Below are 21,419 nucleotides of genomic sequence, written 5' to 3'. Positions count from 1 at the left end.
TGAATTATTAAAGGAGCACATGATGAGTTTTCACAACCAGCCGATCTTACCGGCTATTCGCAATATGAAGCAATTTGATGAGTTTTTGAACAGTTCGTTCTCTTACGGTGTTATTCTTGATATTCATCTCGGCCAGCTGAAGGGCGTGATCAAAGAAGCGCAAAAGCACGGAAAGAACATGATGGTGCACGTCGATCTCATTCAAGGGATTAAGCATGACGAATACGGTGCGGAATTTATATGCCAGGATATCAAGCCCGCTGGGATTATTTCCACAAGATCGAATGTGATTGCCAAAGCGAAGCAGAAGAAAATTTATGCCATTCAGCGCCTGTTTTTGCTTGATACAAGCGCGATGGAGAAAAGCATGGAGTTTATCGGCAAGCATAAGCCTGACTTCATCGAAGTGCTTCCCGGCATCGTTCCGTCACTCATTCAGGAAATAAAAGAGAAAACAGGGATTCCCATCTTTGCCGGGGGTTTCATCCGTACGGAAGAGGATGTAGAGCAGGCATTGAAAGCGGGGGCTGTAGCTGTCACAACGTCTAATACCAAATTGTGGAAAAAATATGAAAACTTTTTGACGGAAAGTGATTGACACCGCTTTCATGCACTGATACAATTGCACTAGGTTAATACATTGTGATGGAGAACTCGGAGACCACAGCAGCTCTTTACGGCAAATGTTTATGCACCCGTAAAGCGGTTTGTTGTGGTTTTTTTATTCTCTTCTTCTCTATCATGCTTTTTAATCGTGACTTTAGGAGGAATGTGCTATGACAGCATTTTGGGGAGAAGTCATCGGTACGATGCTGCTTATCATTTTTGGTGCAGGTGTTTGTGCAGGTGTCAATTTAAAGAAATCGCTTTCATTCCAGTCTGGCTGGATTGTTGTTGTATTTGGATGGGGATTGGGTGTTGCCATGGCGGCATACGCGGTTGGCGGCATCAGCGGTGCCCATTTGAATCCGGCGCTAACGATAGCGCTTGCATTTGTAGGAGATTTTCCTTGGAAAGAGGTTCCGGTTTATATTGCGGCGCAAATGATCGGAGCGATCATCGGTGCGGTGATTATTTATCTGCATTACCTCCCGCACTGGAAGTCAACGGATGATCCCGCTGCCAAGCTGGGTGTTTTCTCAACAGGGCCCAGCATTCCGCATACATTTGCAAACGTTTTAAGCGAAGTGATTGGGACATTTGTCCTTGTACTTGGAATCTTGGCCATTGGGGCAAATCAATTTACAGAAGGACTTAATCCTTTAATCGTCGGTTTCCTCATTGTAGCAATCGGTATTTCTCTGGGAGGCACCACCGGCTATGCTATCAATCCTGCACGTGACTTAGGTCCGCGGATAGCCCACGCTTTTCTTCCGATTCCGGGGAAGGGCTCATCAAACTGGAAATACGCATGGGTTCCGGTAGTCGGCCCGATTTTAGGCGGATCATTCGGCGGCGTATTTTACAACGCTGCATTTAAAGGGCACATCACAAGCAGCTTCTGGATTGTAAGCGTTATATTGGTTGTGGTATTGTTAGGACTCTATGTTTATACGAAATCACATTCTGCTAAAACATTATCAAATTCAAAATATATTTAATCAAAGGGGAGACATCTTATGGAAACGTACATTTTATCCTTAGATCAGGGGACGACAAGTTCAAGAGCGATTCTGTTTAATAAAGAAGGCAAAATCGTTCACTCTGCTCAAAAGGAATTTACACAATACTTCCCGCATCCTGGCTGGGTTGAGCATAATGCCAATGAAATTTGGGGCTCTGTCCTCGCGGTTATCGCCTCAGTCATCTCTGAATCAGGAATCAGCGCTTCTCAAATTGCCGGCATCGGCATCACGAACCAGCGCGAGACGACGGTTGTGTGGGATAAAGATACAGGAAGTCCTGTCTATAATGCAATCGTTTGGCAGTCCAGACAGACGTCCGGCATTTGTGAGGAACTTCGTGAAAAAGGATATAATGATAAATTCAGAGAAAAAACTGGGCTTTTAATCGATCCATACTTCTCCGGCACGAAGGTGAAGTGGATTTTAGACAATGTGGAAGGCGCAAGAGAAAAAGCGGAAAAAGGCGAGCTGCTGTTTGGAACGATTGATACGTGGCTCATTTGGAAAATGTCAGGCGGAAAAGCGCATGTGACCGATTACTCCAATGCCTCAAGAACACTGATGTTTAATATTTACGATTTAAAATGGGACGATGAACTGCTCGACATTCTAGGCGTACCGAAATCCATGCTCCCTGAAGTGAAGCCGTCCTCTCATGTGTATGCGGAGACTGTTGATTATCACTTCTTCGGAAAAAATATCCCGATTGCTGGAGCGGCAGGCGACCAGCAGTCCGCATTGTTCGGCCAGGCATGCTTTGAAGAAGGCATGGGGAAAAACACTTACGGCACAGGATGTTTCATGCTGATGAATACCGGGGAAAAAGCAATTAAGTCCGAACATGGGCTTTTGACAACAATCGCTTGGGGCATTGACGGAAAAGTGAACTATGCGTTAGAAGGAAGCATTTTTGTCGCAGGCTCTGCCATCCAGTGGCTTAGAGACGGTTTGAGAATGTTCCAGGATTCATCGCTAAGCGAATCTTATGCAGAAAAAGTGGATTCAACTGACGGCGTGTATGTTGTTCCAGCATTTGTCGGACTGGGAACGCCTTACTGGGACAGCGATGTGCGCGGTTCGGTTTTCGGCCTGACAAGAGGGACAACAAAAGAGCACTTTATCCGTGCGACACTGGAGTCATTGGCTTATCAGACCAAAGATGTGCTTGACGCAATGGAAGCAGATTCAAACATTTCATTAAAGACGCTTCGTGTAGACGGAGGAGCTGTAAAAAACAATTTCCTAATGCAGTTCCAAGGAGACCTGTTGAATGTTCCTGTGGAGCGCCCGGAAATTAATGAAACGACTGCACTTGGCGCGGCTTATTTGGCAGGTATCGCTGTGGGATTCTGGAAGGACCGTTCTGAAATCGCGAACCAGTGGAATCTGGATAAACGGTTTGAACCTGAATTAGAAGAAGAAAAACGAAATGAGCTGTATAAAGGCTGGCAAAAAGCCGTAAAAGCAGCTATGGCTTTCAAATAAAGTAATACTATGGTATAATGATTACAAGTTAATAAGAACGGTCCTGAGATGAGGAGAGACCACAGCACCAAAGTGTAAGCATGCACTTTGGCTGTTGTGGTCTCTTTTTCTATTTACCGTGACAACAAGGAGGAAACGTAATGATGAAACATCAATTTTCAAGTCTTGAAAGAGATCGCATGCTGACAGACATGACGAAAAAAACATATGACCTATTTATTATCGGAGGAGGAATTACAGGAGCCGGAACAGCTCTTGACGCGGCATCAAGGGGAATGAAGGTCGCACTAAGCGAAATGCAGGACTTTGCGGCGGGAACATCAAGCCGATCAACGAAGCTGGTACATGGCGGCTTGCGCTATTTAAAACAATTTGAAGTGAAAATGGTCGCTGAGGTAGGAAAAGAGCGGGCGATTGTGTATGAAAACGGCCCGCATGTCACTACACCGGAATGGATGCTGCTTCCGTTTCATAAAGGCGGCACATTCGGTTCATTTACAACATCTATCGGGTTAAGAGTTTATGACTTCCTTGCAGGTGTGAAAAAGTCAGAACGAAGAAGCATGCTTTCAGCAAAAGAAACGCTGCAAAAAGAGCCTTTGGTGAAAAAAGACGGCTTAAAAGGCGGCGGGTACTATGTGGAATACCGCACTGACGATGCGAGACTGACCATCGAAGTCATGAAGGAAGCGGTGAAATTCGGGGCAGAGCCTGTGAATTACTCCAAAGTGAAGGAGCTTCTTTACGAAAAAGGCAAAGCCGTCGGCGTATTAATTGAAGATGTGCTGACAAAGAAAGAATATAAAGTGTATGCGAAAAAAATTGTCAATGCTACAGGCCCTTGGGTCGATCAGCTCAGAGAAAAAGACCATTCGAAAAACGGAAAGCATTTGCAGCATACAAAAGGCATTCACCTTGTATTTGACCAGTCTGTCTTTCCGCTGAAACAGGCTGTATATTTCGATACACCTGATGGCCGGATGGTATTTGCGATTCCTCGTGAAGGCAAAACATACGTGGGAACAACAGACACTGTTTACAAAGAGGCGCTGGAGCATCCGCGGATGACAACGGAGGATCGTGATTATGTCATCAAATCAATCAATTACATGTTCCCGGAACTGAATATTACTGCGAATGACATCGAATCCAGCTGGGCGGGGCTGCGTCCGCTGATTCATGAAGAAGGCAAAGATCCTTCTGAAATTTCACGGAAAGACGAGATTTGGACATCTGACTCAGGCCTGATCACCATTGCCGGCGGAAAACTGACTGGATACAGAAAAATGGCGGAGCACATCGTTGATCTTGTCCGTGATCGCTTAAAAGAAGAGGGCGAAAAGGATTTTGGACCATGTAAAACGAAAAACATGCCAATCTCTGGCGGGCACGTCGGCGGTTCGAAAAATCTTATGTCCTTCGTTACCGCGAAAACAAAAGAAGGAATTGCAGCTGGTTTATCAGAAAAAGACGCAAAACAGCTTGCGATCAGATACGGCTCTAACGTAGATCGCGTCTTTGACCGGGTAGAAGCGCTGAAAGATGAGGCCGCGAAACGCAACATTCCGGTTCATATTCTTGCTGAGGCAGAATACAGTATAGAAGAAGAGATGACTGCAACCCCTGCTGACTTCTTTGTCCGCAGAACGGGACGTTTATTTTTTGATATCAATTGGGTAAGAACATATAAAGATGCCGTTATTGATTTTATGAGCGAGCGATTCCAATGGGATGAGCAGGCGAAAAACAAACATACAGAAAACCTCAACAAGCTTTTACACGATGCGGTCGTACCGCTTGAGCAATAAATCATAACGGGCTGTCTGCAGCCCGTTATTTCTTTTTACGTGCCGAAAGGGCCAGATCTCAGGTTATCAAGTGACAGAGGCACCCGCTTCATATAAAATAATGGCATAAGCTGATACATAGGAGGACGAATATGACTTGGAGAAAGAGCTATGAACGCTGGAAACAGACAGAACATTTAGATCCGGAATTAAAAGAGCGCCTTATTGAATTAGAGGGGGATGAACAGGCCCTTGAGGACTGTTTCTATAAAGACCTTGAATTCGGTACCGGCGGAATGCGCGGGGAAATCGGCGCCGGGACAAATCGGATGAATATTTACACTGTGCGCAAAGCATCGGCCGGGTTTGCGGCATACATCTCGAAGCAAGGTGAGGAAGCGAAAAAACGGGGCGTTGTCATTGCTTATGATTCCCGCCATAAATCTCCGGAGTTCGCGATGGAAGCGGCAAAAACACTTGCGACACAAGGCATTCAAACATACGTGTTTGATGAGCTTCGCCCGACGCCAGAGCTGTCATTCGCTGTCAGACAGCTGAACGCTTATGGGGGAATTGTGGTAACGGCAAGCCATAACCCGCCTGAATATAACGGCTACAAAGTATACGGGGATGATGGCGGCCAGCTGCCTCCAAAGGAAGCGGACATCGTCATTGAGCAGGTAAACGCGATTGAAAATGAGCTGACGATCACAGTGGACGAAGAAAATAAGTTAAAAGAAAAAGGCTTAATCAAAATCATCGGTGAAGATATTGATAAAGTTTATACAGAAAAACTGACGTCGATTTCTGTACATCCTGAATTATCGGAAGAAGTAGATGTAAAGGTTGTTTTCACACCGTTGCATGGAACTGCAAATAAACCGGTCAGACGCGGACTTGAAGCACTCGGCTACAAAAATGTAACGGTTGTCAAAGAACAGGAACTGCCGGATTCAAACTTCTCCACTGTTACATCGCCGAACCCGGAAGAGCATGCGGCATTCGAATATGCCATTAAGCTTGGGGAGGAGCAGAATGCAGATATTCTCATCGCGACAGATCCTGATGCTGACCGCCTCGGCATCGCGGTGAAAAACGATCAAGGCAAATATACAGTGCTGACAGGAAACCAAACCGGAGCGCTGCTGCTTCATTACCTTCTTTCTGAAAAGAAAAAACAAGGCATCCTGCCTGATAATGGTGTTGTTCTCAAAACGATCGTCACAAGCGAAATCGGCCGTGCTGTAGCTTCTTCATTCGGCCTTGATACGATTGATACGCTGACAGGCTTTAAGTTTATCGGTGAAAAGATTAAGGAATACGAGGCATCAGGCCAGTATACCTTCCAATTCGGTTATGAAGAGAGCTACGGTTATTTAATCGGGGATTTTGCCCGCGATAAGGACGCCATTCAGGCTGCGCTTTTGGCAGTTGAAGTTTGCGCGTTCTATAAAAAACTGGGAATGTCTTTGTATGAGGCGCTCATCAATCTCTTTAACGAGTATGGTTTTTATCGTGAAGGGCTGAAATCCCTGACGCTGAAAGGCAAACAAGGAGCAGAGCAAATTGAAGCGATTCTTGCTTCCTTCAGACAAAATCCGCCGCAGAAAATGGCGGGCAAACAGGTTGTCACAGCAGAAGATTACGCTGTAAGCAAACGGACGCTTCTGACTGAAAACAAAGAAGAAGCTATCGACTTGCCAAAATCAAATGTACTGAAATACTTCCTGGAAGACGGGTCTTGGTTCTGTCTTCGTCCTTCTGGAACTGAGCCGAAGGTGAAATTTTATTTCGCCGTAAAAGGGTCATCTTTGGAAGACAGTGAAAAGCGACTTGCCGTCCTTTCTGAAGATGTAATGAAGACGGTTGATGAAATTGTTGAGTCGACGGCAAAATAATTCAAGTATGAGCTGGGTCATTGTAAATGATCCAGCTTTTTCTTTTTCTCATCCAAAAGTCTGAAAGAAAATCATCCCATCAGTGAAGTAATGAAATACAAAAAACTGGTATAATCTTAAATACAAGATCAATGCCGGAGTGAGAAACGTGAGCAAAACGAGGATGGAAAAATTAAAAACGCTGAAAACGATTGCGGAAACCTTAAATCAAGGGCACGATATCAAAGCAACACTGGATGAGGTTTTAAAAGAGTTGCTGAGTCTGACAAACCTTCAATCCGGATGGATTTTTCTGATCGAAGAAGATGGGTCTTATACGTTAGCGGCCGACGCTTATCTGCCCCCGGCTTTAAGCCGCAAGGAAAAAGTGCTGATGTGCGAAGGGGAGTGTTACTGCCTGACGAAATTCAATAACGGAGGGCTTAGAAAGGCTGCAAATATCATGAACTGCAAACGCATCGAATCAGCAGAAAACCTGCATTGTTTTGACACAGAAGGGATTACGCATCATGCAACTGTGCCTTTAGAAGACGGGGACAGAAGATTCGGATTGTTAAATGTAGCGGCGGCCGGAAAAACCATGTTTGATGAGGAAGAGCTGCATTTACTCGAGTCTGTCGCCTTTCAGATCGGAACGGCAATCCAGCGTATGAGGCTTTCTGAATATCAACAAAAAAATGCTCTTTTAATGGAGCGTAACCGCCTCGCTCAGGAGCTTCACGATTCAGTCAATCAAATGCTGTTTTCCGTCAGTTTAACTGCCAAAGCTGCGAAGACACTAACAAAAGATGAGAATTTACAGCAGATGATTGATTTCATCCAAAACCTATCACAGGACGCGCTCGCAGAAATGAAAGCGTTAATTTGGCAGCTTCGCCCCGGAGGATTGGAAAAAGGGCTGGCTGAAGCCATTAAAAGCTATGGTGCGCTCATTGGATTGAAGATCATTTTTACACAAAAAGGCTGTCCTGTTCTGACTGATGAGCAGGAGCATATGCTATGGCGTGTCGTACAGGAAGCTTTAAGTAACTGCAAAAAGCATGCCGGAACGGATACGGCGTATGTTAGTCTGACTGCTTCTTTGTGCCATGCGGAGCTGGATATCATTGATCATGGGGCAGGATTTCGCTATGAAGCGCATGCCGATCTGCCTTCACTTGGCATCAAGGGTATGAAAGAACGAGCGGAAAAAGCCGGAGCTAAGTTTTGGATTGAGTCAGCGCTTGGAACAGGAACAAAGCTATCCATCAGGCTTCCGCTAACAAGCCGAAAAGGAGGGGCGGTATGAAAATTGTCATTGCTGATGATCATCATGTTGTCAGAAAGGGTCTGCGTTTTTTCTTTGCCACCCAGGATGATATTGAAGTTGTCGGAGAAGCTGCAACTGGATTAGAAGCTCTCCGTGTCATCGAAGAGACAAAGCCGGATCTTGTGCTAATGGATCTGTCTATGCCCGAGATGGACGGCATTCAAGCCATTAAAAAAGCAATACAGCAATTTCCGGATACGAATATCATTGTGCTGACGAGCTACTCTGATCAGGAGCACGTCATCCCCGCGCTTCAGGCGGGCGCGAAGGCGTATCAATTAAAGGATACGGAGCCCGAGGAATTGGTGAAAACACTAAGACAAGTGCATGCTGGCGAATACAAGCTTTCTACAGCTATTATGCCCCATGTGCTGACACATATGAAAAATCAGCACGACCCGGAAAAAGAAAAATACTATCAATTAACAAGAAGGGAAAAAGACGTTCTGACTGAAATAGCGAACGGGAAAAGCAATAAAGAAATCGCAGCAGCCTTGTTTATTTCAGAAAAAACAGTAAAAACCCATGTATCGAATCTTTTAGCAAAACTTGAAGTGGCCGATCGCACGCAAGCAGCGCTTTTCGCAGTGAAATATAACCTGAATGGAGAGATCTTAAAATGAACATGTTAGTCATAAATGGCACGCCTAGAAAACATGGCAGAACAAGAATTGCAGCATCCTATATTGCAGCTCTGTATCACACGGATTTGATTGATCTAAGCGAGTTTGTATTGCCGGTTTTTAACGGTGAAGCGGATCAATCTGAACTGTTGAAGGTACAGGAGCTTAAGCAACGCGTTACGAAAGCGGATGCGATTGTATTATTATCGCCTGAATATCACAGCGGCATGAGCGGCGCTTTAAAAAATGCCTTGGATTTTCTAAGCAACGAACATTTCAAATATAAGCCCGTTGCATTATTGGCAGTAGCGGGAGGCGGAAAAGGCGGCATCAATGCGCTGAACAATATGAGAACTGTGATGCGGGGTGTCTACGCCAATGTCATCCCAAAGCAGCTGGTGCTTGATCCGGTGCATATTGATGTTGAAAATGCTACAGTGGCTGAAAACATTAAGGAAAGCATAAAAGAGCTTGTCGAAGAACTCAGCATGTTCGCAAAAACAGGAAATCCCGGCGTCTAAACGCCGGGATTTGTTTATGTGAGAAGGGCTATTTGATCTTCATAAGTCAGCTCTGTGGCATGATCAATATAACGGAGAAGGGAATACAGCATCTTTTCTAAAACGGCGTAATCCTGTTCAAAATGATACGCATGCAGAAAATGCTCAATTCGTTTTGATAACAAATCGTCCTCTGTACGCACCATTAAAATTAATAAATTATCCCATTGAGAACGATGGGTGTAATAAAGCGCTTTATCGTAATCGGCATAATCCATGAATCGCTTCTCCTTTCTTGGGTGAGAAGTTCATGATTAGTTTATGCCGCATCCTCTGTTATTGACGGGGCAAAACTTGGCGTCTGCGTCAGTAAAGGGGTAGCAATATGAGGGAGACATAAAATCAAAATGCCTGAATGAAGATATCGCTTTTGGTAAACCTATGAGGGAACATATTCTGGGTACAGGAGACTGAAAAAATGAAATCTCTGCCGTATACCATTGCGCTTCTTTTTTGCGGATTGATTATCGTGTCAATGGCTGCAAAAGGTCATTCAACGGACACAAACGAGTCCGTTCAAAAGTGGGAACAGCTTGCCTGGAGCAAAATTCAGGATGAATATAAGGGTGCTTCATTTTCTGATTATGCTTATATGGGGCGTACAGAGGTGAATGATCAGCAGACGAAAGATGTCTTTCGGGTGACAGTCAGACAAAAAGATGACACTTTTTCTGTTCGGGCCGAAGTCTATTTTCATCCGGTGACAAATCATATGATCAGCATCAACGTCTTTAGGCTCTAATAAAAAACTGTACAGCCGTTAAGGCCGCACAGTTTCTGTTTTTAGAAATATCGTTTTGCACCGAGATAGCGCTGTTTCCAGTAAGAGTTATTCATATTGGAAATGACAACTCCGGAATCGTTGGCATTTATGAATTCCCCGTTGCCTAGGTAAATTCCGACGTGGGAAGGGCCGGCTTTATATGTTGTAAAGAAAACAAAATCTCCGACAGCAGGCTGGCTAACTGATTTCATTGTGTTCCAATATCCCGCTGCCGTTAATCTAGATACGGATGTGACTTTGTTCAGTACATAGTAAATGAATCCGCTGCAGTCAAACCCGGACGGTGTCGTGCCTCCCCAGCGATACGGAACCCCAAGCTGCGCTTTAGCGGCCGAAATCATTGTGTTAATCTTCGCACTCGTTGAGCTGGTGGTGTTTGAAGAACCGGATGAAGACGATGATGAAGCTTTTCCGGAAATGACCAGCTTTTGGCCAACCTGCAAGACATCCGTTTTTAAATTGTTTTTCTCACGAATCTGCTGAGCTGTTACATTAAATTTTTGAGCAATCACCCATAAGGAATCACCGCTTTTCACCGTGTATGTAGTCGTCGTGCCGGAGCTTGCATTTGACGAAGAAGACGACGATGATGAAGAGCCTGAAGATGCTTTACCTGTCAGCTTCAATACTTGTCCAACGTAAAGCACATCTGATTTCAGATTGTTGATATTTCGGATTTGCTGTACAGTCAGGTTATAGTTGTTTGCGATTTTCCAAAGTGAATCACCGCTTTTAACGGTATATTTAGTTGTTGCTGAAGTTTGGTTCGATTTGGATGAATTGTCTTTAGAAGACGTATCAGAGCCGCTTGATTTTGTTTTCAACACCTGATTCACGTAAATGGTGTCTGATTTTAAGTTGTTCAAGACCTTCAATTCAGCGATGGACATATTGACTTTGTTTGCAATTTTCCAAAGTGAATCTCCAAGCTGCACCTTATATGTTCCCGTAGAAGATGAAGAACTTGAACTCTTATTAGAACTGCTTTTTGAACTGGAGCTTGAACTCTTATTAGAGTTGCTTTTTTTACTGGAACTAGAGCTTGAAGAAACAGTACCGGACACCTTTAATTTCTGCCCAGCACGAATTAAATCGCTGCTTAGTCCGTTTAATTTTTTCAGTTCCTGCACCGTCATTTTAAACTCATTTGCGATCAGCCAAAGTGAATCTCCGCTTTTCACTGTGTAAACAGAACTTCCGCTCTTCTTGGTTGTTGAGCTTGAAGTAGATGAAGAAGTGCTGGATTTGCTGCCTGGAATAGTAAGCGTCTGGCCGATCGACAGAACAGTAGTCGAAAGATGATTGGCGGATGTGAGGGCCGCCACACTTGTGTTATAGGTTTGGGCCAGTTTCCATAAAGAATCTCCGCTTTTGACCTTAATCGTTGCTGCTTCAGCTGGTGTCACTACTAAAGTTGTGCCGACAATCGCAGATGCTGTCAGCCCTGCTGCTAATTTCTTTTTCATCTTAGCTCTCCTTTTTCCCCCAATGATTTTGCATTTGCTGTTTCTTTTTTATATCGGCACATTTGTCTCATCGTTTTGCCTTTTTATAAAAATAGCCAAATTATCTTAACAATAAGGGGGAAAAAGGGCATAAAAAAAGAAGGAATCTTAATCTATTCCTTCATTTTTAAAAGCTTCATGATATCTTCTTTGTTTTTGACGAGGTCGCGCAGTGTGTATTTGTCTAAAACTGCGAGGTAGGCTAAAAGCGCTTCATTCAGCACATGTTTTAAGCCGCAAACCGGGGAAATAACACAGAGATTCTTGTTCGCATCAAAACATTCAACAATATTAAAATCGTCCTCCGTTTTTCTGACAACCTCACCGATGTTGATGTCTTCAGGGTCCATGCCTAATCGTATGCCGCCGCCCCGTCCGCGTATCGTTTCTACGTAGCCGAGCTGGCCGAGCCTGTATATGACTTTCATGAGATGATTTTTTGAAATAGAATACGTTTCGGCAATCTGTTTTATATTTGAAAGTTCTCCGGGACGCTCTGCAGCCAGAAAAATCAACACTCTTAATGAATAATCTGTATAATTGGTTAACTTCATAATAAGACCTCAGAATAAGACATTTTCTATATCTTATCATAATCGATTGAAAAATGAAAAAAAAGGAATTAAAAAACATGCACCCAGCTGGGTGCATGTTTTTTGCTTACATGTCATTCGGCGGATTTTGGTTTTTACGGTTTTTTTCGATTTCTGTGTTTTGCATTTTGCGTTCAAATGTAGACAGATAACGTGATGCAAAATCCTTACCGCCAAGGCCGAAGGATAAACCAAAAGCAAGTGCGAAGCCGCTAAGAACGATGATGAACGCGGAATTGACGATTGTCGCAGCGACACCCAGCTGATCCAGGGCCATAAAGAAAGCAAGTGCGATAATCGTATATTTAGCAATAGGCGCTAAAGACTTGAATTCCTGACCTTTTATCATGCTTGCGAGCACTTTTCTCACCAATTCTCCTGCGTAAAGGCCGAGTCCGAGAATGAATACTGCGACAAGGACATTCGGCAGATACGCGATGATGCCGGTGGCAATTTCTACGAGGAAGTGCAGCCGAACAATTTGAAGCGCCTCAGCTGTAAAGAGCAGAATGACAATGATTTGCGCAATCATACCGACAACTTGAGACAAGGACAGCTTTGCAGGCGTTCCGGCTTCCATGCCCATTTTCCCTAAGACAGAATCAAAGCCTGCGCGATGGAGCAGTCCGGACACCATGGATTTCACCCATTTTCCTGCCCAGATACCCGCTAATACAAGCACGATGGCAATCATGATGTTCGGAAGCATGTTTAAAATCGTATTCAGCATAGAGACAGCTGGTTTTGAAATGCCGGCGACATCCAGCTGATCAAGCGCTGAAATGACCACCGGAATCATAATGAGCACATAAGCGATTGTTCCGATGACTGCTGAAAGGCTTGTGTCTTTTAAGTAAATTGATAAACCCATACGTGCCGCGAATCTTTCGGTGCCGATGCTTGCAAGGAAATTCGTAATGATATCACGGACAAGGCGGGCAACAAGCCATCCGATTAATACGATAAGCGCCGCTGCAAATAATTTCGGCAGAAAAGCGAGCACGCTTTCCATCATATTTGTAAAAGGACCTGAAATGCCGCTGATTTTCAAAGAAGATAAGACCCCTGGCAGAAAAACAAGCAGCACGAGATAAAAGACAATTTGTGAAGCGGTATTGACAGCCTGGTGAATATCTTTTCCTTCAGACACCAAATTCCACTTGCGCAGTTTGTCACTCGTGTTCAGCTTCATCCCGATTTTTTTGACAAGGAAGCTCAAAACAGAAGCTGCAGCCCATCCTAACAGCAGAATGAGTCCGGCTTTCAGCACGCTTGGGATCGCAGCTGCAATCGCCGAAAGCATACTGACAAACGGCGATGCCACTGTTGTCAGGTGCAAAATGTTAAAGAATAAAATAAAGACGATGATCAGTGCGATAAAATAAACGACCTTGCTTATGACTTTTTCCGAGGAATAGCGTGAAGGCTTTTTCCCAGCAAAGAGCTTGTCGTCGATTTTTGTTTTGCTGAGTCCTTTGTATACCGCTTTTTCAATGATTTTAGCAATAGCCCAGCCGATTAATAAGACGAGTAAAGCAATGATTACGTTTGGCAGCTTACTGAGATAAGAAGAAAACACGTCTGCTACATTCAATTGGTATCGCTCCTTTTTCGTAGTATGGTGTGTGTTTACCCACTTATCCAATAAGCAAACAGATGAATGTGCCGGGGGAATTTTTTCTTGCCCGAGTGAGACTATCATCTTTTGTCTGGCGGGCTCATACATTATAGATAAGTCCAAGTAGGGGGGATTCGGTTGAACGCGGAGGAGAAGAAGGGATTACAGCGGGCAATTGAGGAAATTACCGAAATTGCAAAAGGATTCGGCCTTGATTTCTACCCGATGAGATATGAAATCTGCCCGGCTGAAATTATTTATACATTTGGCGCGTACGGGATGCCGACAAGATTCAGCCACTGGAGCTTCGGCAAGCAGTTTCACAAGATGAAGCTGCACTATGATCTAGGGTTAAGTAAGATCTATGAGCTGGTCATTAACTCAGATCCATGCTACGCTTTTTTGCTGGACAGCAACTCACTGATCCAAAATAAATTGATTGTCGCACACGTTCTTGCTCATTGCGATTTCTTCAAAAACAACTGCCGTTTCCAAAACACGAAGCGCGATATGGTGGAAAGCATGGCGGCAACAGCTGAACGGATAAAACACTATGAACAGGTTCACGGGATAAAAGAAGTCGAATCTTTTTTAGATGCAATCCTTTCGATTCAGGAGCATATCGATCCGTCGTTGGTCCGACCAAAGCTCCAATGGAGTGTGGATGATGAGGAAGAGGAGATTGAAGAGGCAGCCACGCCTTACGATGATCTATGGTCTTTAGATGAAAAGAAACCGAAAAAACAAGTGAAAAAATCGAAAAAACCGTTCCCGCCGCGGCCTGAAAAAGATATCCTGCTTTTTATCGAGGAGCATTCCCGGGAGCTGGAGCCATGGCAGCGTGATATATTAACGATGATGAGAGAGGAAATGCTTTATTTCTGGCCTCAGCTGGAAACCAAGATTATGAATGAGGGCTGGGCTTCCTATTGGCACCAGAGAATTATACGTGAGCTTGATTTAACCTCTGATGAAGCGATCGAGTTCGCCAAGCTGAATGCAGGTGTCGTTCAGCCGTCCAAAACAGGCATTAATCCTTATTATTTAGGGCTGAAAATATTTGAAGACATTGAAAAGAGGTACAACAACCCGACGGAGGAAATGAAGAAAATGGGCGTGCAGCCTGACTCCGGCCGGGAGAAAATGTTTGAGGTCAGGGAGATTGAATCCGATATCTCTTTCATCCGCAATTATTTAACCAAAGAATTAGTCATGCGCGAGGATCTTTATTTATTTCAAAAACAGGGCCGAGATTATAAAATCATCGATAAACAGTGGAAGTCGGTGCGCGACCAGCTCGTAAGCATGCGGGTAAATGGCGGTTTTCCATATTTGACAGTAAACGACGGCGATTATATGAAAAATAACGAACTCTATATTAAGCATTGGTATGAGGGCATAGAGTTGGATTTGAAATATTTGGAGAAAGTGCTTCCTTATTTATTCCAGCTTTGGGGAAGAAGCGTGCACATTGAGTCTGTGCTTGAGGATAAGGAAGTCATGTTTTCGTACGACGGAAAAGGTGTTCACCGCAGATATTTATAAAAAAGAGGATGCAGCGTTCTGCATCCTTTTTATTTTCCAGTTTTTAAAATCTTAAATATGATGTTTGCCTGGTCCGTATTGTTAATCAATCCGCGGAATTTTTCTTTTCCGGGGCCGTACGCGTATACCGGTACTTCTTCGCCGGTATGATCGGTACTCGTCCATCCGCTGTTGGAGCGGGTATTAAAAATCTTGATGATGGCTTTGGAGGCCCCTTTGCTTTTGTCAGCCTGTGCAGCTGCTTCAACGCTTTTGATTTCTTCAGATGTGACTTTCAGATTGGCATAGCGGGCGAGCACATCTTTAACCGGCTTGCCTTCACTGATTTTTTTGGCCATGAATTCAGGTGTTTTCTTAGCGGAGAGAATCGGTTCTGCGTGCCAATTCTTTTCCCCGTTTGCGCCAATGGTAAAGCCGCCGGTTGTATGGTCAGCAGTTGCAATCACAAGTGTATGTTTGTCTTTTTTCGCAAATTCAATCGCGGCTTTATAGGCCTGTTCAAAATCTTTAACCTCGCTCATGGCTCCTACTGTATCATTGTCATGGGCCGCCCAGTCAATCTGGCTCCCTTCGACCATCAAGAAAAATCCTTTTTTATTTTGGTTCAGGCGATCAATTGCTGAAACCGTCATGTCTTTGAGAGACGGTGTTTTACTGTCACGGTCGAGCGCTTTAGCAAGCCCTCCATCTGCGAAAAGCCCGAGCACCTGCTGATCTTTATTTTTTTTCAATGCTTGTTTAGTTGTCACATAGCTGTAGCCGGCTTGTTTGAATTCCTTTGTCAAGTTTCTGTCCTTGCGGTTAAAATAAGATTTTCCGCCGCCGAGCAGCACGTCTATTTTATGTTTGCCTTTTATCTTGTCATCCATATAGCTGTTGGCGATTTGGTCCATGTTTTTCCGTGATTCATTGTGGGCGCCATATGCGGCTGGAGTGGCGTGGTTAATTTCAGACGTGGCGACAAGCCCTGTTGACTTGCCTTGCTGTTTGGCCTCTTCAAGTACAGATTTCACTTTTTTTCCGTTTTTATCGACGCCAATTGCATTGTTATATGTCTTAACGCCTGTCGCTAATGCTGTTCCGGCTGCTGCTGAATCTGTAATATTATAGTCAGGGTCATCCGGATGCGTCATCATCATGCCTGTCAGGTTCCGGTCAAATTCTGTTAACTTCGGGTTATTCGGTGTGTCACCGTTATTTTTCATGGAACGGTAGGCTCTTATGTAAGGCGTCCCCATGCCGTCGCCTATCATCACAATGACATTTCTGATCTCAGCTTTGTCTTGTTTTTTGGCGCTGGCCTTTTCTGTTTGCTGAAGCTCAGCTCCGGCAAAGATTCCAGCTGTAAGGACAGAAACAGCGGCGATTGGCAGAAGTTTTGATTTCATATTTTGAAACAAACTCATTTTTTTCATGCCTCCTTTAATGTATTCCGTTTATCATGTTAGGGAAACTTTGTTAAATGCGGCTGTTGATCATGTAAACAATAAGTAAAGCCTTGTAAGGAAATGAAAAAACGCTTTTCGTTATCTTGCCTTATTTGATGTAAAGCATTCATTTTTCAGAAAAATCTTTACCTCTCTGTCTTTGCATGATATGTTTGTTTAAATAAAAAAACTGCGGATAACCACAGCTCTCCTCGAATATACTTTATCACTCATTTTTCCGATATATGAGCCGACCCCGAAAGTTTTTCATTTATTTCCTTTATGTTGAAAAACATCCCATAAAACATGACAAAAGCACTCGTTTTTTGTCACCTTTGCAATGAAAATGAAATATTTAATACCCTTAAAAACTTTTTTTTAGAACGAATAATTAAGAAATTTGTCACATGAAGTCAAGACTATTTCTGATGGGAATCTATCCTTATAATAGAAATCAATAAGATTAATTTAAAAAAAGAGATACATATATATAGAGTTAACATTTGGGGAGGAAAATATGAAAAAGCAAATCATTACAGCTACGACAGCAGTTGTTTTAGGATCGACGTTATTTGCAGGAGCGGCATCTGCACAAAGCATTAAGGTGAAAAAAGGCGACACGTTATGGGATCTTTCAAGAAAATACGACACAACGATCAGTAAAATTAAATCAGAGAACCACCTTCGTTCAGACATTATTTATGTGGGACAAACTTTATCGATTAACGGCAAATCTACAAGTTCAAAAAGCAGCAGTTCTTCTTCCTCTTCTTCTACATACAAAGTAAAGAGCGGGGACAGCCTTTGGAAAATTTCAAAAAAATACGGCATGACAATCAATGAACTGAAGAAGCTGAATGGCTTAAAATCAGATTTGCTTCGTGTTGGACAAGTCCTGAAACTGAAAGGTTCAACTAGTTCAAGCAGCTCCAGCTCATCAAAAGTGTCATCGTCTTCAACTTCTACTTATAAAGTGAAGAGCGGAGACAGCCTTTCTAAAATTGCGAGCAAATACGGCACTACGGTTAGCAAATTAAAAAGCTTAAACGGCTTAAAATCAGATGTAATCTATGTCAACCAAGTATTGAAGGTGAAAGGAACAAGCACAAGCAGCTCAAAACCTGCTTCATCTTCATCGTCTTCAAGCAGCAAAACGTCATCTACATCACTTAATGTGAGCAAGCTGGTTTCTGATGCAAAAGCGTTAGTCGGAACGCCATATAAATGGGGCGGAACGACAACTTCAGGCTTTGACTGCAGCGGATTCATTTGGTACGTACTGAATAAACAAACAAGTGTGGGCAGAACAAGCACTGCAGGATACTGGAGTTCTATGAAGAGCATTGCCAGCCCGTCTGTTGGTGATTTCGTCTTCTTCACAACATATAAATCCGGCCCTTCTCACATGGGGATTTACATTGGAAACAACAGTTTCATTCATGCAGGATCTGACGGCGTACAAATCAGCAGCCTGAACAACAGCTACTGGAAGCCTCGTTACCTCGGTGCGAAAAGATTCTAATTTTTAGAGAAAACCCGTTCATTGGAACGGGTTTTTTTCATTAGACGGAGCACAGGCGTTTTGGTTGCTCCTAAAAATGAAAATGTGATAAAAAATCCAAGAACTTTTTTTCTTTCTTATTTTCATAAAGGGCAATCGCGTAAGCGCCGGCATAGGGCAGCTGTACAGACTGATAAGGAATTCTGATCATCTGTTTCTCTGCTAACTCACGCTTTACTGTAGATAAAGGCAGAAATGAAACTCCGAGTCCTTCCTTGATAAACCGTTTCGTTATATGTGTTTGAGTGACCTTCATTGTTCTCACAAATGGAAAAGTCATTCTGACTTGACGGAGCAAGTCGTCCCAGTAATCAGGGTGATTGTGGGTCAAAAGCAGGTATTGTTCGAGCACCTCTTTGGCATCAATTTCGTTGTCTTCTATGAAACGCTTATCGGGCGGGGCAACAAGGACGACAGGGTCTTTGTATAGGCAGTGGCAGCTTAAAGATGAAGACTGTACCTTTAAACCGCTTAGTCCGATATCTGCTTCCCCGGCTTTAATCAGTGACGCGATTTCCGCTGATTCGAAAATTGTAACCGCCATTTCTGTTTCCGTATTCATTGCTGTGTACCGTTTCATGACAGAAGGAAGCACAGTATCTGCAATAAGCGGAGAAACCGCGAGCTGTAAGGTTTGAGAGTAGCCTTGTCTCACTCTGTGAAGCTCTGCCATGCTGTTTTCATAATCATCAAGAAGCCTGAGCGCATACGGCAAATACGCCCTGCCTTCATCAGTCAGCTGGATTTGCCTGCCTTTACGCTCGAACAGCTTGCAGCTGATTTCTTTTTCTAATTGCTTGATATGTACGGTCACAGTAGGCTGAGATAAGAAAAGCGTTTCCGCCGTTTTTCGGAAGTTCTCATATTTTGCAGCGGTCACAAAGGTGTGAAGCCATTTGAAATCCATTTCTATTCTCCCTCTGATTAATATTTTTAATTAATTCCCTTTAAAATATTCATTATTTTTTAAATATTATATTTACTATAATAACAGAAAAGGATAGGGGGAATACAAATGGTACATTACGGATTAAAGGGAATTACATGTGTAGAAACATCCATCAGCCATATTGATGGTGAAAAAGGGCGTCTGATTTACAGAGGACATCATGCAAAAGACATCGCACTGAATCATAGCTTTGAAGAAGCGGCTTATTTGATTTTATTTGGAAAACTGCCTTCAACTGAAGAATTGCAGGTATTTAAAGATAAGCTGGCTGCGGAACGGAATCTTCCGGAACACATTGAGCGCTTGATTCAATCACTGCCAAACAACATGGACGATATGTCGGTGCTGAGAACGGTTGTTTCAGCATTGGGGGTAAATACGTACATATTCCATCCGAAAACAGAGGAAGCAATCCGGCTGATTGCAATCACGCCTTCCATCATCGCATACAGAAAAAGATGGACGCGCGGTGAACAAGCAATTGCACCTTCTTCCCAGTACGGACATGTCGAAAACTACTATTATATGCTCACAGGTGAACAACCTTCAGAGGCAAAAAAGAAAGCGCTTGAAACCTATATGATTCTGGCCATGGAACACGGCATGAACGCATCCACTTTTTCGGCACGAGTCACGTTATCAACAGAGAGTGATTTAGTGTCAGCCGTCACGTCTGCTCTCGGCACGATGAAAGGTCCGCTGCACGGAGGCGCTCCTTCTGCGGTGACAAAAATGCTTGAAGACATTGGAGAAAAAGAACATGCTGAAGCATATCTGAAAGAAAAACTCGAAAAAGGAGAGCGCTTGATGGGATTCGGCCACAGGGTGTACAAAACAAAAGACCCGCGGGCAGAAGCTTTAAGACAGAAAGCAGAAGAGGTGGCCGGCAATGACCGTGATCTTGATCTTGCGCTGCATGTAGAAGCAGAAGCGATTCGTTTGCTTGAAATCTACAAACCGGGACGAAAGCTGTACACAAATGTTGAATTTTACGCAGCTGCAGTGATGAAGGCCATCGATTTTGACGATGAATTGTTTACTCCGACCTTTTCAGCAAGCCGAATGGTAGGGTGGTGCGCCCATGTGCTGGAACAGGCAGAAAACAACATGATTTTCCGCCCGTCAGCGAAATATACTGGTGCCATTCCCGAGGAAGTTCTTTCATAACATATTTTGGCGTTTATTCATTTCTGTCGTGTGGTAACGTTCAGTATCAACCACATGTCTAGGAGTGATGAATGTGAACCCAATGGACAGACAAACAGAAGGACAAGAACCGCAGCATCAGGACAGACAGCCGGGCATTGAATCAAAAATGAACCCGCTGCCGCTGTCAGAGGACGAGGATTATCGAGGAAGCGGAAAACTGAAAGGAAAAGTCGCGATCATTACTGGAGGCGACAGCGGAATAGGGAGAGCAGCAGCTATTGCCTTTGCTAAAGAGGGGGCTGATATCTCCATTCTATACTTAGACGAGCATTCGGACGCAGAGGAAACACGTAAACGGATCGAAAAGGAGAATGTCCGCTGCCTGCTTATCCCGGGAGATGTCGGGGACGAGAACCATTGTGAACAAGCTGTGCAGCAAACAGTGGACCATTTTGGTAAACTTGATATCTTAGTGAATAACGCCGCTGAACAGCATCCGCAGGACAGCATTCTCAAAATTTCAACAGAACAGCTGGAAAAAACCTTTCGCACAAATATTTTTTCCATGTTTCATATGACGAAGAAAGCTTTGCCTCACCTGGAAGAGGGGAGTGCCATTATTAATACGACATCGATTACCGCTTATGAAGGGGATACGGCGTTAATTGATTATTCCAGCACAAAGGGTGCGATTGTCTCCTTTACGCGTTCCATGGCGAAGTCGCTTGCAGATAAAGGCATCAGAGTGAATGCGGTGGCGCCCGGTCCGATTTGGACACCGCTTATTCCGGCGACATTCCCTGAGGAAAAAGTGAAACAGCACGGCTTGGATACCCCAATGGGAAGACCGGGACAGCCGGTTGAGCATGCAGGCGCCTATGTTCTGCTGGCGTCTGACGAATCTTCCTATATGACAGGGCAGACCATTCATGTGAATGGCGGCCGTTTTATTTCAACGTAATCAACGAAAAACCAGCTCTAGAGCTGGTTTTTTTGTGCGG

19 protein-coding genes are annotated in these 21,419 nt (G+C 43.9%); 13 read left to right on the top strand and 6 right to left on the bottom strand.

The window, feature by feature from the left end; all coding sequences use genetic code 11:
• Positions 1 to 19 precede the first annotated feature (19 nt).
• The 8 genes from glpP to yhdA all read left to right on the top strand — a co-directional run bounded on the left by glpP (position 20) and on the right by yhdA (position 9,248).
• Positions 20 to 598, top strand: a complete 579-nt coding sequence (gene glpP, locus SB658_RS10285) for a glycerol uptake operon antiterminator GlpP (RefSeq protein ID WP_003233388.1) — start codon at positions 20 to 22, stop codon at positions 596 to 598.
• A 178-nt stretch (positions 599 to 776) separates the two neighbouring features.
• Positions 777 to 1,601, top strand: a complete 825-nt coding sequence (gene glpF / locus SB658_RS10280; protein ID WP_003233386.1) for a glycerol uptake facilitator protein GlpF — start codon at positions 777 to 779, stop codon at positions 1,599 to 1,601.
• 18 nt (positions 1,602 to 1,619) lie between these two features.
• Positions 1,620 to 3,110, top strand: coding sequence for a glycerol kinase GlpK (glpK, locus tag SB658_RS10275; RefSeq protein WP_003233384.1), 1,491 nt, complete (start codon positions 1,620 to 1,622; stop codon positions 3,108 to 3,110).
• Between the two features lie 140 nt (positions 3,111 to 3,250).
• Positions 3,251 to 4,918 (top strand): glycerol-3-phosphate dehydrogenase, encoded by a 1,668-nt coding sequence (glpD, locus tag SB658_RS10270; protein WP_021479678.1) that lies wholly within the window; start codon positions 3,251 to 3,253, stop codon positions 4,916 to 4,918.
• A 131-nt stretch (positions 4,919 to 5,049) separates the two neighbouring features.
• The gene (locus SB658_RS10265) at positions 5,050 to 6,795 is read left to right on the top strand and encodes a phospho-sugar mutase (RefSeq protein ID WP_032721227.1); all 1,746 of its coding nucleotides are present in this window, start codon (positions 5,050 to 5,052) and stop codon (positions 6,793 to 6,795) included.
• A 148-nt stretch (positions 6,796 to 6,943) separates the two neighbouring features.
• Positions 6,944 to 8,083, top strand: a complete 1,140-nt coding sequence (gene yhcY / locus SB658_RS10260) for a two-component system sensor histidine kinase YhcY (protein ID WP_085186397.1) — start codon at positions 6,944 to 6,946, stop codon at positions 8,081 to 8,083.
• Positions 8,080 to 8,727 carry a two-component system response regulator YhcZ gene (yhcZ, locus tag SB658_RS10255; protein ID WP_085186395.1) on the top strand — a complete coding sequence of 216 codons (648 nt, stop codon included), beginning with the start codon at positions 8,080 to 8,082 and terminating at the stop codon, positions 8,725 to 8,727. Before yhcY ends, yhcZ begins: the two co-directional genes overlap by 4 nt.
• Positions 8,724 to 9,248 carry an FMN-dependent NADPH-azoreductase gene (yhdA, locus tag SB658_RS10250; protein ID WP_085186393.1) on the top strand — a complete coding sequence of 175 codons (525 nt, stop codon included), beginning with the start codon at positions 8,724 to 8,726 and terminating at the stop codon, positions 9,246 to 9,248. The genes yhcZ and yhdA overlap by 4 nt, the downstream gene beginning before the upstream one ends.
• Before the next feature lie 14 nt (positions 9,249 to 9,262).
• On the opposite strand, the gene SB658_RS10245 is transcribed toward yhdA, so the two are convergent.
• The gene (locus SB658_RS10245; protein WP_003233373.1) at positions 9,263 to 9,505 is read right to left on the bottom strand and encodes a YhdB family protein; all 243 of its coding nucleotides are present in this window, start codon (positions 9,503 to 9,505) and stop codon (positions 9,263 to 9,265) included.
• Positions 9,506 to 9,705: 200 nt separating this feature from the next.
• Here SB658_RS10245 and SB658_RS10240 point away from each other — a divergent pair, with 200 nt between their 5' ends.
• Positions 9,706 to 10,029: a YqzG/YhdC family protein gene (locus SB658_RS10240; protein ID WP_014476269.1), complete on the top strand. Its 324-nt coding sequence runs from the start codon at positions 9,706 to 9,708 to the stop codon at positions 10,027 to 10,029.
• A gap of 41 nt (positions 10,030 to 10,070) precedes the next feature.
• Here the strand turns inward: SB658_RS10240 and lytF are convergent, their stop codons facing one another.
• The 3 genes from lytF to SB658_RS10225 all read right to left on the bottom strand — a co-directional run bounded on the left by lytF (position 10,071) and on the right by SB658_RS10225 (position 13,763).
• Entirely contained in the window at positions 10,071 to 11,537 is a 1,467-nt protein-coding gene (lytF, locus tag SB658_RS10235) for a peptidoglycan endopeptidase LytF (protein ID WP_032721232.1), read from the bottom strand.
• Between the two features lie 152 nt (positions 11,538 to 11,689).
• Positions 11,690 to 12,130: a nitric oxide-sensing transcriptional repressor NsrR gene (gene nsrR / locus SB658_RS10230; protein WP_003245378.1), complete on the bottom strand. Its 441-nt coding sequence runs from the start codon at positions 12,128 to 12,130 to the stop codon at positions 11,690 to 11,692.
• Positions 12,131 to 12,236: 106 nt separating this feature from the next.
• Positions 12,237 to 13,763: a mechanosensitive ion channel gene (locus tag SB658_RS10225; protein WP_003245641.1), complete on the bottom strand. Its 1,527-nt coding sequence runs from the start codon at positions 13,761 to 13,763 to the stop codon at positions 12,237 to 12,239.
• Positions 13,764 to 13,925: 162 nt separating this feature from the next.
• Between SB658_RS10225 and spoVR the strand changes: the two genes are divergently transcribed.
• Entirely contained in the window at positions 13,926 to 15,332 is a 1,407-nt protein-coding gene (gene spoVR / locus SB658_RS10220) for a stage V sporulation protein SpoVR (protein ID WP_003233364.1), read from the top strand.
• A gap of 29 nt (positions 15,333 to 15,361) precedes the next feature.
• Here the strand turns inward: spoVR and phoA are convergent, their stop codons facing one another.
• Positions 15,362 to 16,747 carry an alkaline phosphatase PhoA gene (phoA, locus tag SB658_RS10215; RefSeq protein WP_010886458.1) on the bottom strand — a complete coding sequence of 462 codons (1,386 nt, stop codon included), beginning with the start codon at positions 16,745 to 16,747 and terminating at the stop codon, positions 15,362 to 15,364.
• 529 nt (positions 16,748 to 17,276) lie between these two features.
• Here phoA and lytE point away from each other — a divergent pair.
• Positions 17,277 to 18,281, top strand: coding sequence for a peptidoglycan endopeptidase LytE (lytE, locus tag SB658_RS10210; RefSeq protein ID WP_003244816.1), 1,005 nt, complete (start codon positions 17,277 to 17,279; stop codon positions 18,279 to 18,281).
• A 70-nt stretch (positions 18,282 to 18,351) separates the two neighbouring features.
• On the opposite strand, the gene citR is transcribed toward lytE, so the two are convergent.
• Complete coding sequence (gene citR, locus SB658_RS10205) at positions 18,352 to 19,227, bottom strand: transcriptional regulator CitR (protein ID WP_032721233.1); 876 nt, start codon at positions 19,225 to 19,227, stop codon at positions 18,352 to 18,354.
• A gap of 108 nt (positions 19,228 to 19,335) precedes the next feature.
• Between citR and citA the strand changes: the two genes are divergently transcribed.
• Positions 19,336 to 20,436: a citrate synthase CitA gene (gene citA / locus SB658_RS10200; RefSeq protein WP_032721234.1), complete on the top strand. Its 1,101-nt coding sequence runs from the start codon at positions 19,336 to 19,338 to the stop codon at positions 20,434 to 20,436.
• A gap of 73 nt (positions 20,437 to 20,509) precedes the next feature.
• Positions 20,510 to 21,379, top strand: coding sequence for an SDR family oxidoreductase (locus tag SB658_RS10195; protein WP_032721235.1), 870 nt, complete (start codon positions 20,510 to 20,512; stop codon positions 21,377 to 21,379).
• The last annotated feature ends 40 nt before the right edge of the window (positions 21,380 to 21,419 follow it).

Origin of the sequence: Bacillus sp. SIMBA_008 (assembly GCF_046535495.1) — a bacterium.
Classification (GTDB): domain Bacteria; phylum Bacillota; class Bacilli; order Bacillales; family Bacillaceae; genus Bacillus; species Bacillus subtilis.
Note: the sequence above shows the minus strand (reverse complement) of the source record. Positions and strands in the feature narration are given on the sequence as shown.

Excerpts from the sequence above, each read along its gene's own strand:
- phoA (WP_010886458.1), bottom strand. The coding sequence starts at position 16,747 with ATGAAAAAAATGAGTTTGTTTCAAAATATGAAATCAAAACTTCTGCCA.
- citR (WP_032721233.1), bottom strand. The coding sequence starts at position 19,227 with ATGGATTTCAAATGGCTTCACACCTTTGTGACCGCTGCAAAATATGAG.
- yhdA (WP_085186393.1), top strand. The coding sequence starts at position 8,724 with ATGAACATGTTAGTCATAAATGGCACGCCTAGAAAACATGGCAGAACA.
- glpP (WP_003233388.1), top strand. The coding sequence starts at position 20 with ATGATGAGTTTTCACAACCAGCCGATCTTACCGGCTATTCGCAATATG.
- glpK (WP_003233384.1), top strand. The coding sequence starts at position 1,620 with ATGGAAACGTACATTTTATCCTTAGATCAGGGGACGACAAGTTCAAGA.
- lytE (WP_003244816.1), top strand. The coding sequence starts at position 17,277 with ATGAAAAAGCAAATCATTACAGCTACGACAGCAGTTGTTTTAGGATCG.
- SB658_RS10245 (WP_003233373.1), bottom strand. The coding sequence starts at position 9,505 with ATGGATTATGCCGATTACGATAAAGCGCTTTATTACACCCATCGTTCT.
- citA (WP_032721234.1), top strand. The coding sequence starts at position 19,336 with ATGGTACATTACGGATTAAAGGGAATTACATGTGTAGAAACATCCATC.
- lytF (WP_032721232.1), bottom strand. The coding sequence starts at position 11,537 with ATGAAAAAGAAATTAGCAGCAGGGCTGACAGCATCTGCGATTGTCGGC.
- SB658_RS10240 (WP_014476269.1), top strand. The coding sequence starts at position 9,706 with ATGAAATCTCTGCCGTATACCATTGCGCTTCTTTTTTGCGGATTGATT.
- glpF (WP_003233386.1), top strand. The coding sequence starts at position 777 with ATGACAGCATTTTGGGGAGAAGTCATCGGTACGATGCTGCTTATCATT.
- yhcZ (WP_085186395.1), top strand. The coding sequence starts at position 8,080 with ATGAAAATTGTCATTGCTGATGATCATCATGTTGTCAGAAAGGGTCTG.
- glpD (WP_021479678.1), top strand. The coding sequence starts at position 3,251 with ATGATGAAACATCAATTTTCAAGTCTTGAAAGAGATCGCATGCTGACA.
- SB658_RS10265 (WP_032721227.1), top strand. The coding sequence starts at position 5,050 with ATGACTTGGAGAAAGAGCTATGAACGCTGGAAACAGACAGAACATTTA.
- nsrR (WP_003245378.1), bottom strand. The coding sequence starts at position 12,130 with ATGAAGTTAACCAATTATACAGATTATTCATTAAGAGTGTTGATTTTT.